This is a genomic window from Dysgonomonas sp. 521, assembly GCF_010501055.1.
In the GTDB taxonomy this organism is placed as follows: Bacteria; Bacteroidota; Bacteroidia; order Bacteroidales; family Dysgonomonadaceae; genus Dysgonomonas.
In genome coordinates this window covers 50,565-64,287 of record NZ_QVMO01000034.1, presented here as the reverse complement: position 1 = coordinate 64,287, position 13,723 = coordinate 50,565, and the positions used below count along the sequence as shown (strand labels likewise).

Here is a 13,723-nt window from a genome sequence, read left to right as displayed (position 1 = left end):
CAGATCGTACAGGTGGATAGTATCGCCTGCAACTTCGATGTGTACCCCTATACGGCGGTAACATACGCCCGGCAGATGATCCTCCGGCAGTCGAACATGACTGAACGCAGCTTGATAACCCGTTGCAACCTGATTAACTCGGTACGCTCGGACAATAACCCGCACGGTTTCACTATGGAGAAATTCGAGATCGTGGAAAACCGGGACATCCGGGTAACGGAAAGGTAGGTAGCTATGATACGGAAAATCATTCAACGTGTAAACGAATGGCTGGAAGACCGCTTGCGTAGTCTTGTCAGACCGTTAAGCCCTGATGCGCGGGTAATCGTAATCGTTACCATGCTTATCGTATTCAGCGGCTTGTCTATCTACATGACCGTTTCTTCTATTTACAATTTAGGTAAAGGCAAGGGGGAACAAATGCCGATAGAACAGATAGAAAGCCTGAAACTGCAACAGCAGCAAAGGGATAGTATTAACAATCTTAATCATTACCAGTATGAGCGATCAAGTGAATAATAATGAGGTACAGCAACCGGAGATACCACATGTACCGGATAAAAAAGAGCCTCAAAAACCACCGAAAAAAGAACTTTCGATGGCGGAAAGGCAGAAACGCAAAAAGATGCTGATTATGCCGCTGTTCTTCCTGATTTTCGGCGGTGCTATGTGGCTGATCTTCGCCCCGACAGACAAAGACGAAACAAAGGTTGAAGGGCTGTCGGGCTTAAATGCCGAACTACCCGTACCCAAAGACGAGGGTATTGTTTCAGATAAGCGAAATGCCTATGAACAGGAAGCCATGAGGCAAAAGGAACAGGAACGGATGCGTTCTTTGCAGGACTTTTCGACCATGTTTGACCAAGCGGAAGAACCTAAGCAGGCAGAATCTAATCAGCCGGAGTATTACGAAAATCCGTCTGCCCGGCAAACGAAACCAGTAAATAATCTGCAAGCCTCCGCAAATGCCTATCAGGATATAAATAAGCAGTTGGGAGAATGGTACGAAGAACCTGCCGGGAAGAGCGAACAGGAACTCGCTGTCGAAGAGCGTATGAATGAACTCGAACGCAAGCTGGAAGAAGCCGAAGCACGGAAAGCGGCAGAGGATGAACAAACGGCACTACTGGAAAAATCCTATGCGATGGCGGCGAGGTATATGCCGCCACAGACGGGACAAGCCGAAAATAACAATGCTGTTTCCTCTACGAAAGACAAGGTTAATGTTCAGCCCGTAAAGCAGGTGCGCCACAATGTAGTGTCGCTGCTCTCTGCGCCGATGTCGGACGATGAGTTTATAGAATCGTTCAGCCAGCCCCGCAATATGGGATTTTTTACTGCCGCCGGAAACGAGGGCGTGAAAGACAAAAACAGCATCCGTGCCTGTGTGAACCAAACCGTAACGCTGACAAGCGGACGGGAAGTGCAAATCCGGCTGTTAGAGCCGATGCAAGCGGGGAATATCCTTATCCCTGCCAACTCGATTATTACCGGGGCGTGTCGTATCGGTAGTGAACGGATGGAGGTTACGGTAAACTCTATACAGTATGCAGGCAACATTATTCCGGTTGAGCTGCAAGTATATGATTTGGACGGGCAACGGGGGATTTCCGTACCCAACTCCGATGAGATAAAAGCCGCCAAAGAAATAGCCTCGCAAATGGCGCAGTCGGCAGGGTCAAGCATTACGATTACCGATGATGCAGGTTCGCAGTTTGCCGCCGATATAGGGAAAAGCCTTATACAAGGGGCATCGCAGTATGTAAGTAAGAAAATGAGCGTGGTTAAGGTTACGCTGAAAGCCAATCATAAACTACTGCTCTTACCAAAAGAGAATTAAAATCCACTAAAAAATCAATGTTTAACGAATTAAGAATTAAAAGTATGAAACGAATCTTTTTGATGTTCGCCCTTGCGGTGAGCGTATTTGCAGCCAACGCGCAGGAAGTAGACAATGATACGGCTACCGTAATAGAAACTAAGCCCACAACGGGCGACTACTATCAGGGGTTTACCCGCCCGCTGACGTTTGATAGGATGATACCGCCGTATGCGTTGGAGGTTACATTTAATAAGACAGTTCACGTTATTTTCCCCGCATCGATTAGGTATGTCGATTTAGGGTCGGCAGATCTTCTCGCGGCGAAAGCGGACGGAACGGAAAACGTGTTGAGAGTGAAAGCCGCTTTACGGGATTTTAGCCGGGAGAGTAATCTGTCCGTCATTACCGAAGATGGTGCATATTATACGTTCAATGTTAAATATGCGGACGAACCCGTAAAGCTGTCCGTTGAAATGACCGACTTCCTGCATGATGGCGAGGCGGTGAACCGTCCGAACAATGCCCTTGCCGTCTATATGCAGGAGTTGGGGCAGGAATCGCCGCTACTTGTCAAGCTGATTATGCAGTCCATCTACAAAAACAATGACCGGGAAATAAAGCATTTGGGCAGTAAGCGTTTCGGCATACAGCATACGTTAAAGGGTGTTTATACCCATAACGGGCTGTTGTATTTCCACCTGCAACTGAAAAACTCGTCCAACGTGCCGTTCAATATAGATTATATCACGTTCAAAATTGTAGATAAAAAGGTCGCCAAGCGTACTGCGATTCAGGAACAGGTGATCTGGCCGCTTCGAGCCTATAATAATTTGATGGTAATAGGCGGTAAGCGCACGGAGCGCACGATTTTCACCCTGCCGAAATTTACGATACCCGATGATAAAATGCTCGTTATCGAACTGAATGAGCAAGAGGGCGGCAGACATCAGCGGTTTACGGTTGATAATGCCGATTTAGTACGCGCAAAAGTTATTAACGAACTGAAAGTAAAATAACCATGAAGCGGTTATCTTTTATCATGGCGATTGTGCTGTGCCTGGTCTTTACAGACCAAGCACACGCACAACGTCAATTACCGGGTATGCGGGGCATACAGGTAACATCGGGAATGGTGGACGGTATCTATTCGTCTGCGCAGGATAACGAGGCCGGATACTACTTCGGAGCGGCTATGGCTACTTACGCAAAGAACGGCAATAAGTGGATGTTCGGTGCGGAGTTTATGGAACGGTACTACCCGTACCGGACGATCCGCATTCCGGTTTCGCAGTTTACCGCTGAAGGCGGTTACTATCTGAAAATCCTGTCTGACCCGTCAAAGACTTTTTTGCTCTCGTTGGGTGGTTCTGCCCTTGCCGGGTACGAAACCTCGAATTGGGGAGAAAAGACCTTGTATGACGGTTCTACGCTCCGGCACAAAGACGCATTTATCTATGGTGGGGCAATTACGTTGGAACTGGAAACCTATCTGTCCGACCGTGTGGTATTACTCCTTACAGGGCGTGAGCGCATCCTGTGGGGTAACTCTACGGGGCATTTCCATCCGCAGTTCGGTATCGGAATCAAATTTATAATCAACTAAGGGGTGCAACCTCTTTTGTCTAACAAAATATATAGAAAACAAAGATGAAAAAAATAAAGAGTTTTTTCGGGATAACAGTCGAGCTGGTAGCGATAATGCTACTGGCCTTAGCCTGTAACGACGATATGGATATTAATAAGGTTTACGCATTTGATCTGGCTACTATGCCGGTTCAGAAAAAAATCGTTCAGGGAGAGGTGGCTGAAATCCGTTGCCAGATCGTAAAAGAGGGAAATTATCAGGACACGAAGTTTTTCATTCGGATGTTCCAGCCTGACGGTATAGGGGAATTACGACTGGATGATGGGCGTGTGTTGCTGCCAAATGACCTTTACCCATTGGAAAAAGAAACATTCCGGATGTATTACACTTCCCATTGTTCCGACCAGCAGGTAATTGACGTGTATATCGAAGATAATCACGGGCAGGTGGTACAAAAGACTTTCTCGTTTCAGAATGATAAGGGAGAGGACGAAACGGAAGATGATAATGATAATTTGTAGTTATATCGTATTCAATGTCCTTTGCTGGCTATGTATAGCCCGCTCGTTGACGAATGCCCCGACAGACGTAGAATTGTGGGGAGAGGAAATAGACTAACAGGAAAGCACCCGAATTTATTTCGGGTGCTTACTTTCATTCAAACAGACTATGAAATATATACTAATGTTCTTCATCGCTTTATTTTATCTGTCTGCATCAGGGCAGCCGGGCGATTCTCCAAACAGAAAGCCGGAGATAGAAAAATGTATGGAGCAGATATATTCTGTATCGGAATTTCAGCGCATAGCCGATTCGCTGCAAATGACTACCAGTGAACTATGCGACTATCCCGTGATTTTTCCGGTTAAGAAGCCGAAACGTATTTCATCGGGCTTCGGGATGCGTAAACATCCGATTTACAGGGTGTGGGAATTCCATACAGGGATTGATGTTTCAGGCGTAAAAGGCACTCCGGTATATGCCACAGGTAACGGAATAATAGTTCGTAAAGGGTACTGTTCGGGATATGGAAATTATATCGAGATTCAGCACGCAGGCGGTTTCCGTTCGTTCTATGCGCATTTAAGCAGGACAATGGTAAATGTAGGGGATTCGGTAGAGATAGCCCGGCAAATTGCTTGCGTAGGTAGTACAGGGATAGCAACGGGCAGTCACTTGCATTACGAAATACGGAAAGGTAATCGCTTCCTAAATCCGACCGGATGGTGCTACCTGCTGTTTGTAATGAAAATACAGGCGGGAAAATACCAAAGTAATAAATGAAACTTCTTATATTTACGAAAATTCAACAGATTATGAACTACATAGAACAAAACTTACAGCCCGGAGAAGAGATTAAATATGTTGCAAAGCTGCATTTCTTCCTGTTTGTACAACCGCTTGTACTTCTGTTGCTGGGATGGTGGTTGTATGGTTCGGAAACAGGTGTGCTGCATTATGGCGGGATGTTCCTGTTATTTATCGGGGTGGTGTCCCTCGTTCAGAGGCTACTCGTAAAAATAGGTTCGGCTTATGCTGTAACCAATAAGCGGGTGGTTTTGAAAACAGGTGTTATCAGCCGCCGTGCGGTAGATTTGGTGCTGGCAAAGTGCGAAGGTCTGCACATTAAGCAAAGTGTTTTAGGACGGATATTCGGCTTCGGAACGATTACGGTTACTACCGGAGGTGTTACAAGTTCATATCCATTTATTGCCGATCCGCTGGCGTTCCGGAGGGAGATAAATATGCAAATTGGATAGGTAGAAGCATGAAGAGATTGATGATAAGCAACTTTGGGTAAGTTGTTGAAAAACACTTAAAAAGTAATTTTGTCAGGTGTTTTTTTATATGTATATTTGCAACGAGCGAATAGGGTATGCAATCGCTAATTATCAAAGTTATTAACAACTAAATTTCTGTGATTATGAATGAAAATTTTGTAGCATTTCAAGAGAAGTTCAAAGTTGAGGAGTTTAAAATTTATGAAAGTAAATTTTGGATATGGTCTTTAAGACCAGTACATAATACTCTTGGTGCAGGTATTTTGTCTTTGAAAAGATATACAGAGAGTTTTTCTGATATTTCAGAAGAAGAAGGATCTGACTTAGCATTAATCGTTAAAGTAATCGAACGTGCTTTAAAAGTTAATTTTACTTATGACCGAATCAATTATCTAATGTTAATGATGGTTGATCCTCATTTGCATTATCATGTAATACCAAGATATAGCATCGAACAAGAATTTGATGGTCAAAAATTCAAAGATGAAGGCTGGCCTAAGCTACCACAATTAACAGCTCCTAACTTCTCATCAGAAACGTTGCATAAAATCAAAGATTTACTTATAAAAAGCAGCAAATAGGGAAAATACAACAATCAATGACAACTATACATGATATAATTCGTAAATGCAATTTTGATAGTCCACAATTCTATGATGCTTTATTTAATTGGCTAGAAGGAACTGAGCAAATACTACGAAGTGCTGTTAGAAAAGTAGATAATAATGCGACAGCAAGAATTACGCCCTCAATAGATATAGGACTTCCAGATGATGTAAGACGAATATCAGGAGGCTTTTTAACTGGATGTTTTGTTGAATGGTCTTGTAATACTCCTTTTGTACCTGTTGATACAACAGTTGGAGTTTGCACAAGTAGCGTTTATCGTTTTTCAGATAAATTAAATGATTACACAATCAATGACTTTGAAAAGCGAATAAAAAAGATAATGTCATTAGAAAACGAATATATTTGGAATTTTAATCTTGGAAACCATTTCATTATTTTAGGGGAAGATGATTGTAGTAGCTATTTGATAATGCATTCTTCTGCATCTGAATTTAAAAAACAATTAGATAACGGTTTGTATCCCATGCCTAATAATTGGTATTGGGATAGTCTAAATACTCTTGTTGAGAATAATAGATATTTACGGTTCATTAAAGGAAAAAATGCTGAACTTTTTTGGAAAATTGCCTCAAGTATACCAGAATATAACACTAATAGGCATAATTACTTTGCAGAAAACTTTGCTCAGGGATTAACAAAAATAGAGGACAGTAATATTGAACATCATTATGGTATGCCTTCACAGGAATCAATAAACATTGGTTGTTTTGTTGCAAAATCAGAGAAAATATTACCCATTTTTTCCGCATTAGGTCAGAATATTTTTTTATATGAAGTTAATAAAAATGACCCTCAAGTTGGAGATGTAAAACTAATACCACATGGTTGGGGTAAAACATATCCTAATTTGTCTCAAATTCAATTTATTAACTCTATGCAAGAAATTCAAATTGCAAATAATATATATTCTATTAATTCAGATGAACGTATTAAGGGGGATATAAGGATGTTTTGTGATAATCCTAATAGTCCTGATTTTTATTTCAATGTTATGTCTGACTATTATAAAGGGAATGTTATAAAAACAATAAAACAACGATTTTCGCATTCCAAGCATGGTAATATTAATTGGATAAACAATACAGATTGATTTGTGAATAATTTAAAAGACAGTGTTGATATCCTAATTGAAAATGGAGAAACATTAAAAGCCTTAAAGGTTTTGTGTGATGCATTTAAAGGAAAAAGTGAACATAAAAGTGTTTACAACAGTTTTTTATTGCTATTAAGTAAATATAATGATTTAGAAAATGAAAAAAATATCGGCATCTTAAAACGTGAAGATCATAGGCGTGAAAAAACAATAATAAATAATTCTATTCTCAGCATCATTGATTCTTATGTAGAGAATGTTGATGTAAAACCTAAAATTACAAATCTTCCTGATAAAGATTATCTATTTTTATCAGTAAGTGCTGATTATGTTTCTGATATTATTAACTTAATAAATGATGAAGATCGCCGCCCATATTTAAATTTGGTTTTGGGTATGGCTGGCATTGGTAAAACCTATTTAGCAAGAAAGGTCGCTCTCGACTATACAATTGATGATAGATTTAATGTCGTTTGGTTCGTTAATTCTGAATCACCAGAATCTATTATAAGTGATTTATCAGAACTTGCAAAATATTTTAATATTACCTATAATGGAGATATCGACCTATTTTTAGGAAGTTTAAAAACGGCACTTACAGAAACTAAATTAACATGGCTTCTCGTTTTTGATAATGCTTGTGACAGAACGAAAGAAGATGAAAGCCCTAATACATTTGCAGATAAATATTTCCCAAGAACAGAATTTCCCAAACAGATACTGATTACTTCTCAAAATTTGGACTGGTACTATGTTTTTAGTCCTAAAAAGCACATTCATTTAAAAGAGTGGTCTGAAAGTGACTATGAAAATTTTTTACTTCAAAATAAAGTCACTATTCATGATGCTAGTGAATCAAAAAAACTTTACGATGAATTTGCTGGATTACCATTAGCTATAGCACAGGCTACTGGTTACATGAAAAAAAAGAGAATATCAATTATCCAATATCTTGACTTGTTATCTGAAAATAAATCACGTGTATTGAATGAAAAAGACCATGCAAATGAATATAAAAACTCTGTATTGAATGCTATATTACTTTCATATAACTCTCTCAATGAAAGCACAAAAAGATTTTTAACATTCATTTCGTTTTTAGCCCCAGATAACATTCCTATTAATTTGTTTCTTGAAAAATTAAAGAACAAAGACAAAAGCATTTATTCAATTCCAGACAACCCACTTTTTGATAGCTTTGAACTCAGAGAATCGAAAAGTGAATTGTTAAGTTATTATCTTGCAGAACAAGCAAATTCAGACACAGAATTGTTGTCTATTCATCGACTTATTAAATTTGGTGTACAACTTTCAATCAAGAAAGACAAGGAGTATATTAATTACCTAAGAGATATTTCCTCTATTATGAATGAAGTCTTTGATATTGATATTAACAAAATAGATGTTGATGAATTTAAAAGTTTCGACATTTTATTACCACACGTTTTAAGTGTTCTAGCAAATTGTTCTGAATATCGGAATGAACTAGGAGACAAAATAATAACTGTGGCAATTTTATCTTTAAAACTAGGGAAGTACTTTGTCCGTTTGGGAAATAATCACGAAGCTTTAATTAAGCTACAAGAAGCAGAAGTTTTTATCAAGTTAAATGATGAATATTATGATGAATTAATAGATTGTCGAATTAAACTACAATTAGGTCATCTGTTTTATTTATCTGATGAGAAAGATGAAAGCAATGTGTCATTACCAATGTTTGAATTTGCTTTTCCGATTTTAAGAAAATATAATCTAAACAGTGAAACAGCAAGATGTATAAATAACATTGGGAATATTTATTTGATGAGAAAAGACTATGATAATGCTATTGAATGGTATAATGACGGTTTAAATATATCGCAGGATGGATTTTTATATCACAACTTGGGTTATGTTTATCAAAGTTGTGGTAGGTATGAAAAGGCCATAGAGCAATATAACAAATCTTTGTGTATAAGTTGGAAAGAAAGAAATTTGCATCGTATCGGAATTAACTTACATTTGTTAGGTATCGTTTATGGTTTAATGTCCGACTCTGAAAAGCAAAAAAAATATCATTCAAAATGTCTTTCTTTATATCGACAAATTCCACAAGTGAGACGGATTGCCTATTGTCTATTCCATATTATTTGTTTTTCTCTTGACAGAAAAGATTATACTGAAATCATGAAACTTTATGAAGAATATCAAAAGTATTTAGAATATATTTCCGAGGATTCTGAATATATTCTAAATTCATTAGTGTTGAATTTGCGAATTGCTATTTTCAAGGATGATTCTCAACACCTCATAGTCATTGCTGAAGATGAGTTATCAAAAAATAAGGAAAAACTATTAAGTTATCCAACAGATTCGCATGCTATAAGTGCATATCTGGATTTAACAAAATATTACTATAAAAGAGAATTGCTAGATGAGGCCAGATACGCATTACAAGAGGTTTATAATTACTGCGGATCCTGGCTGTATCATAGAGAGTCTGAAATAAAAGAGATGAACGAATTAATTAATTCTAAAAAATAATAATATGCAATTTTTCAGAAAAAATCCATGTAAGAAATTTTTCACATACAGCACAAGAACACTGGATATTAAAGGCTTATCTGCAAATATGAGCTCTGAAACACTAAGTGAATTTAATTTGGGGATTGGTCAAATTTCCATTAAACCCGAATATATTGAAGCCACAAATAAATTGCAAGAGCTTGATTTATTGCAATATACGATCTGCAATAATATACATCAACTGGATGACAAAGATCCTGAAAAAGCGACACTATTAAAAAAACTAATTGAAACTCAGATAGAAATGCTGAAGATCGCCCAAAATCCAGAAAAAAATAACACTGTAGAATTTAATAATAGTAGTTGCATTTCCTCTGTTAATGCCAAAACAAAAATTGAAGCATTAATTGAACAAGGAGATATTAAAGCAGTTTTAGCTTTTTTAAGGTTGAATCTTCAGGATAGTAAAAACATTGTTTTACTTATTGCACAATTTAAAGACATTGATGATCTTGTCAAAACAGGTGTTATTACAAAATTAAGTCCTGAATATAGAGAATATGTTGGAAGGTTAAGATTATTCATAAATGACCTACAATCAAGTGATTTTAAAATTTAAATCAATGTTATTAACAATTATAAGGCATGGTGAAACTATAGAAAACATCAATGGCTTAATTCAAGGACACTTGCCTGGAAAATTATCCGTAAAGGGAAAAGAACAAGCAGCTAGATTATCTTTAGAGTTATCTTCATATAATTTTAGCAAGATTTTTTCAAGCGATCTAAAGCGAGCACATGACACTTGCATCAAAATACTAGAAAGGCTTCCTAATATAGAAATTATAGTTACATCTGATATAAGAGAAAGAAGTTTTGGTAGTTTGGAAGGTAAGCGTAAATGTGATATTCCTGATTACAAGGGTAATATTACAGATTTAAATTCAGTAGATGGAGAAAGTCTGGATGAATTATTTAAACGTGCCAATATTTTTTTAAAATACCTAGAAGATACCTATCAATCTGAATCTATTTTAATCATATCACATAATAGTTTTAATAAAGCCCTTATTAAATCGGCATTAAAAGATAAAATAGGAAACATTTCCTCTATTCCTAATTTTGAAAATGCGAGTATAACTCAACTTATATACGAAAAAGGTTCATACTCAATAATAAAATATAATAATATTGAGCATTTAAAATAGTGATTGTTTATCTGAAAGACATACAATTATCGGCTTTTTGCTTCTTTTTCTCCCGCATAAAGCATTGTTAATGGCTCATGGAAAAAGAAGTCCGGGCAAAGTTTCCCCTGCCCGGATATAAGTTCTTAAAATCGTTTTCAAAGGCATTTATAGTCCATTATCGACCATGTACCGCAGCCTCCCGGCTACCCACTGAATTGTGGGATTGCGTGGATAATGAAACGTCCTGCGGGCGATATTCTCAATAATAACAACCTCCTGTCGGAGTTGTACCGAATTACATTGCGAGTCTATTTCGTGCAAAAGTTCCTCCAGTTCGTAATAATCTTGTTGTGTGGCAATAATCGGATTGCCGATATATGCGCCTATCCTCATACCTCGCCGAATTTATCAATTTCACACTCAATTATAACGACTTCTGCATCACAGGTATATAAGCCGTTTTCTTTGGCGTGATCTATCGCCAACGCCTCGGAGGTGAACACGCCGAAAAAGACACGGCTTGCCCTTGTCCTGTGAATATCTGTTTGGAATAATATAAATACTGTCATTTTGATAATGTTTTTAAGGAGCGGGATTTCTCCCGCCCCTTGTTGAACTTCAAATTTATACCGCTACTGCCTCCGCTTTAGATTGTGTTTTAGGTACTCCGACAATCAGCACTTTATCCGCTTGCGGTGTCGGTATTGGTGTTGGTTTCGCCTCTTTCTTTTCGGATTGGGTTGCTTTGGGTTGTTCCTTGCCTTTCGGCTTGGCAGTTTCCGACTTCGGGGCGGTGGCGTTCACTTCCTTTTTGATAGTTTTTTCGGCTGTTTTAGAGGCTTTCTCCGTCTTGGCGGTCTGCTCTGCCTTTTTTGCTTTGGCATCGGCTTTCGCTTTCTTTTCAGCCTTTTTCAGCCCTGCGATACGTTCGTCCAATCGGGTGTTTTTCTTGTCGTAATCCTCTTTATGAGTGCTTACAATTTCCTCTGTCTTTTTGGGTAGATGCTGTTTTGAAAATGCCAACAGCATACCGCCTTTTTCATCGCCTACGGTTCTTGTGCCGTCCGTAAGATGGCTATACAGATAATCACGGCGTACAATGGTTTTCTGTTCCTCTGTCAGCGAAGATGCGATTTTGAGTTTCTTCTCGTCCGTCAGATAGCCGTAATAGTCGTTTTCTTTCAGTCCTACGGCTTTGTAGTTATGACGGCGCAACTTGGAAAGCATAAAGAAATACATTGCTGTTTCTTCATCGGCGGTAAATGCCGACTGCGGTAGCTGTTCCGTGCGCAAAAGTTCTTTTAAGCCCTCGGCGGTCTTTTCGTCTGCCAATTCGTTGTTACGCTTTTTCTTGGCGGTAAGGTCGGCGATTAACTGCTCGTTGCTCTTGGTGTCTTTAGTGGCTACCTCTTTGTAGTACATTCTTACGTTACTATCGCCGATTTTAGCGTACACACGGATTTTGCCCTGTTCTTTCAGTTCCTCAAGGTGTGCGGTCTGCTTGGTGTACCTTTCCTGTTCCTTGCCGTATTTCTCCTGCGCCTTGTCGTAATCTTCGGGCTTTTTATACTCAGAGGCTTGCGGTTCGGTCGGGGCTGTGGGGTATGAATTAAGGTTATACGTTTGCACGTTCTTAAACTCATAACCGCCCTTTTTGATTATTTGGGTTGCCTCGTTATCGTGACTGTACTGTTCGCCGACAAAGACGAGTTTCGGGTCGGCAAGGGCTACGGCTTGCGCTTGTTCTACAAGGTATGCCGTTTGCTTGTCCGACAAACATTTTTTGTTGGTACACTTGCCACAACCGCCATTCTCGGCGAACAGGTCGAAATTACTTGAATTGTGAATACATTTCAGACACTTGGATTTGTCAAAACTGTAATTATCAAGGTTGTTCGTATAACAATTCCGTATTTTACCCTCCAACGCATTAGCCGAGATATTGCACCATTCGCCTGCGCCGTCCTTGCCTAATCGGTCGTTCAAAATATCCTCCTGTATCTTCTTGTCATACTTGCTAATAACTATTCCTGCCGATGCGGTCAATTTGCCCTCTTTTACAAGGTTGGCAATTCCTTTGATAAGGTCGCAAAGTTTCAGCGTATGATAGATATTTTTCTCGCTCTTGCCGAATTGTACGGCGAGGCTTGCAATGTCGTACCGTTTTGTGTCTATAAGGCGTTTATAAGCCTCTGCCGCCTCCATTGGTGGCACGTCCTCACGCTGTAAGTTCTCGGAGCTTGAAAGGTCATACGCCTGTTCGTCTGTTACTTCCCGAACGATACAGGGGATTTCGGCAAGTTTGAGCATACGGCACGCCCTGAAACGGCGTTCCCCGCAAATGATTTCGTAATGTTCGCCTTTCTCGCCCTTACGCCGTACCGTAATGGGCTGTATCAGTCCATGAACGGAGATACTTTGCGCCAATTCTTTGAGTGCATCTGCATCGAATGTTTTTCGTGCATTGTAATTGCTCGGCTCTATCAAGTTGGATGCGATGTTTACGGCTTTGCGCTGTCCGTCTGCGGGTTTGCTAACCACTACTGCGGTTACTACTTCGTTTGCTTTCTCTGCTACGGCTGTGCCGTTGTTCTTAATTGCTGTCATAATTGTAATTATTTGAATGATTATTGATTGTTATTTGCTTTTGCTATTTTTTGATTTAACCACTTATCCCGCCTCATTCGGCACTCGGTAAGGGTCGGCACCACTACGCTAAAAAGTTCTCCGTCCGTGTCTCGATAATCGTATTGGTAGAGCCATTTCCCGCGAAAATCCTTGTAATGCTCGTAATTTTCTTCTCCTGCGGGGCATACTGATACTCCGTGCAGGTTCATTTTAGGCTGTGTCATATTACTGTCTGTTTTTAGAATTATTGGCACAAATGGGGCATATAACAAGGATTTCCAAAATGTCGGCATCCTCTTTGTCGGTAACATCGAAACTGCATCTAACGCTGTCGCATCCGCATTTTCGGGGGTTATGCTCAAACGAAAAACTGTTGTTCGGATAATTGTTTGCATACTCGTTTAACGAGCCTAACGAATTGAAATACTTTGGTTTCATATCTTTTATGTTTTAGAAAATTAATACTATCAAAAGGAGGATAAAGCCCAC

General features: G+C 39.2%; 17 protein-coding genes and 1 pseudogene. 13 read left to right on the top strand and 5 right to left on the bottom strand.

All coding sequences use genetic code 11. The annotated features are described in order from the left end of the window. From D0T84_RS22955 to D0T84_RS11000, 13 genes and pseudogenes are all read left to right on the top strand, one after another. Positions 1–228, top strand: a pseudogene (locus tag D0T84_RS22955) (conjugative transposon protein TraK); the annotation flags it as partial. Positions 229–234: 6 nt separating this feature from the next. Further along, complete coding sequence (locus D0T84_RS11055) at positions 235–519, top strand: TraL conjugative transposon family protein (RefSeq protein WP_163307934.1); 285 nt, start codon at positions 235–237, stop codon at positions 517–519. Further along, on the top strand, positions 500–1,840 hold the full coding sequence (traM, locus tag D0T84_RS11050) for a conjugative transposon protein TraM (RefSeq protein WP_163307933.1): 1,341 nt from the start codon (positions 500–502) through the stop codon (positions 1,838–1,840). Before D0T84_RS11055 ends, traM begins: the two co-directional genes overlap by 20 nt. Before the next feature lie 44 nt (positions 1,841–1,884). Next, on the top strand, positions 1,885–2,838 hold the full coding sequence (traN, locus tag D0T84_RS11045; RefSeq protein WP_163307932.1) for a conjugative transposon protein TraN: 954 nt from the start codon (positions 1,885–1,887) through the stop codon (positions 2,836–2,838). Between the two features lie 2 nt (positions 2,839–2,840). Next, the gene (locus D0T84_RS11040) at positions 2,841–3,425 is read left to right on the top strand and encodes a conjugal transfer protein TraO (RefSeq protein ID WP_163307931.1); all 585 of its coding nucleotides are present in this window, start codon (positions 2,841–2,843) and stop codon (positions 3,423–3,425) included. 44 nt (positions 3,426–3,469) lie between these two features. Continuing rightward, entirely contained in the window at positions 3,470–3,928 is a 459-nt protein-coding gene (locus D0T84_RS11035; protein WP_163307930.1) for a DUF3872 domain-containing protein, read from the top strand. Between the two features lie 148 nt (positions 3,929–4,076). Continuing rightward, complete coding sequence (locus tag D0T84_RS11030; protein WP_185155727.1) at positions 4,077–4,691, top strand: M23 family metallopeptidase; 615 nt, start codon at positions 4,077–4,079, stop codon at positions 4,689–4,691. Between the two features lie 32 nt (positions 4,692–4,723). Next, positions 4,724–5,167 carry a PH domain-containing protein gene (locus tag D0T84_RS11025; RefSeq protein ID WP_163307929.1) on the top strand — a complete coding sequence of 148 codons (444 nt, stop codon included), beginning with the start codon at positions 4,724–4,726 and terminating at the stop codon, positions 5,165–5,167. Positions 5,168–5,331: 164 nt separating this feature from the next. Beyond that, entirely contained in the window at positions 5,332–5,769 is a 438-nt protein-coding gene (locus D0T84_RS11020) for an HIT family protein (protein WP_163307928.1), read from the top strand. Between the two features lie 17 nt (positions 5,770–5,786). Beyond that, the gene (locus tag D0T84_RS11015) at positions 5,787–6,908 is read left to right on the top strand and encodes a hypothetical protein (protein WP_163307927.1); all 1,122 of its coding nucleotides are present in this window, start codon (positions 5,787–5,789) and stop codon (positions 6,906–6,908) included. A 3-nt stretch (positions 6,909–6,911) separates the two neighbouring features. Beyond that, positions 6,912–9,434 (top strand): tetratricopeptide repeat protein, encoded by a 2,523-nt coding sequence (locus D0T84_RS23300; protein WP_163307926.1) that lies wholly within the window; start codon positions 6,912–6,914, stop codon positions 9,432–9,434. Between the two features lie 4 nt (positions 9,435–9,438). Continuing rightward, complete coding sequence (locus tag D0T84_RS11005; RefSeq protein ID WP_163307925.1) at positions 9,439–10,035, top strand: hypothetical protein; 597 nt, start codon at positions 9,439–9,441, stop codon at positions 10,033–10,035. Positions 10,036–10,039: 4 nt separating this feature from the next. Then, positions 10,040–10,624 (top strand): histidine phosphatase family protein, encoded by a 585-nt coding sequence (locus tag D0T84_RS11000; RefSeq protein WP_163307924.1) that lies wholly within the window; start codon positions 10,040–10,042, stop codon positions 10,622–10,624. A 147-nt stretch (positions 10,625–10,771) separates the two neighbouring features. On the opposite strand, the gene D0T84_RS10995 is transcribed toward D0T84_RS11000, so the two are convergent. The 5 genes from D0T84_RS10995 to D0T84_RS10975 are packed head-to-tail and all read right to left on the bottom strand — an operon-like array spanning position 10,772 to position 13,672. Continuing rightward, positions 10,772–10,999, bottom strand: coding sequence for a hypothetical protein (locus D0T84_RS10995; protein WP_163307923.1), 228 nt, complete (start codon positions 10,997–10,999; stop codon positions 10,772–10,774). After that, the gene (locus tag D0T84_RS10990; RefSeq protein WP_163307922.1) at positions 10,996–11,175 is read right to left on the bottom strand and encodes a hypothetical protein; all 180 of its coding nucleotides are present in this window, start codon (positions 11,173–11,175) and stop codon (positions 10,996–10,998) included. The genes D0T84_RS10995 and D0T84_RS10990 overlap by 4 nt, the downstream gene beginning before the upstream one ends. A 55-nt stretch (positions 11,176–11,230) precedes the next feature. After that, a complete protein-coding gene (locus D0T84_RS10985; RefSeq protein WP_163307921.1) occupies positions 11,231–13,213 on the bottom strand; it encodes a ParB/RepB/Spo0J family partition protein in 1,983 nt (660 codons plus the stop codon). Positions 13,214–13,233: 20 nt separating this feature from the next. Further along, the gene (locus tag D0T84_RS10980) at positions 13,234–13,458 is read right to left on the bottom strand and encodes a DUF3873 family protein (protein ID WP_163307920.1); all 225 of its coding nucleotides are present in this window, start codon (positions 13,456–13,458) and stop codon (positions 13,234–13,236) included. 1 nt (position 13,459) lies between these two features. Next, entirely contained in the window at positions 13,460–13,672 is a 213-nt protein-coding gene (locus D0T84_RS10975) for a hypothetical protein (protein WP_163307919.1), read from the bottom strand. Between the last annotated feature and the right edge of the window lie 51 nt (positions 13,673–13,723).

Coding starts and splice junctions, on each gene's coding strand:
- D0T84_RS11055 (WP_163307934.1), top strand. CDS start 235: ATGATACGGAAAATCATTCAACGTGTAAACGAATGGCTGGAAGACCGC.
- traM (WP_163307933.1), top strand. CDS start 500: ATGAGCGATCAAGTGAATAATAATGAGGTACAGCAACCGGAGATACCA.
- traN (WP_163307932.1), top strand. CDS start 1,885: ATGAAACGAATCTTTTTGATGTTCGCCCTTGCGGTGAGCGTATTTGCA.
- D0T84_RS11040 (WP_163307931.1), top strand. CDS start 2,841: ATGAAGCGGTTATCTTTTATCATGGCGATTGTGCTGTGCCTGGTCTTT.
- D0T84_RS11035 (WP_163307930.1), top strand. CDS start 3,470: ATGAAAAAAATAAAGAGTTTTTTCGGGATAACAGTCGAGCTGGTAGCG.
- D0T84_RS11030 (WP_185155727.1), top strand. CDS start 4,077: ATGAAATATATACTAATGTTCTTCATCGCTTTATTTTATCTGTCTGCA.
- D0T84_RS11025 (WP_163307929.1), top strand. CDS start 4,724: ATGAACTACATAGAACAAAACTTACAGCCCGGAGAAGAGATTAAATAT.
- D0T84_RS11020 (WP_163307928.1), top strand. CDS start 5,332: ATGAATGAAAATTTTGTAGCATTTCAAGAGAAGTTCAAAGTTGAGGAG.
- D0T84_RS11015 (WP_163307927.1), top strand. CDS start 5,787: ATGACAACTATACATGATATAATTCGTAAATGCAATTTTGATAGTCCA.
- D0T84_RS11005 (WP_163307925.1), top strand. CDS start 9,439: ATGCAATTTTTCAGAAAAAATCCATGTAAGAAATTTTTCACATACAGC.
- D0T84_RS11000 (WP_163307924.1), top strand. CDS start 10,040: ATGTTATTAACAATTATAAGGCATGGTGAAACTATAGAAAACATCAAT.
- D0T84_RS10995 (WP_163307923.1), bottom strand. CDS start 10,999: ATGAGGATAGGCGCATATATCGGCAATCCGATTATTGCCACACAACAA.
- D0T84_RS10990 (WP_163307922.1), bottom strand. CDS start 11,175: ATGACAGTATTTATATTATTCCAAACAGATATTCACAGGACAAGGGCA.
- D0T84_RS10985 (WP_163307921.1), bottom strand. CDS start 13,213: ATGACAGCAATTAAGAACAACGGCACAGCCGTAGCAGAGAAAGCAAAC.
- D0T84_RS10980 (WP_163307920.1), bottom strand. CDS start 13,458: ATGACACAGCCTAAAATGAACCTGCACGGAGTATCAGTATGCCCCGCA.
- D0T84_RS10975 (WP_163307919.1), bottom strand. CDS start 13,672: ATGAAACCAAAGTATTTCAATTCGTTAGGCTCGTTAAACGAGTATGCA.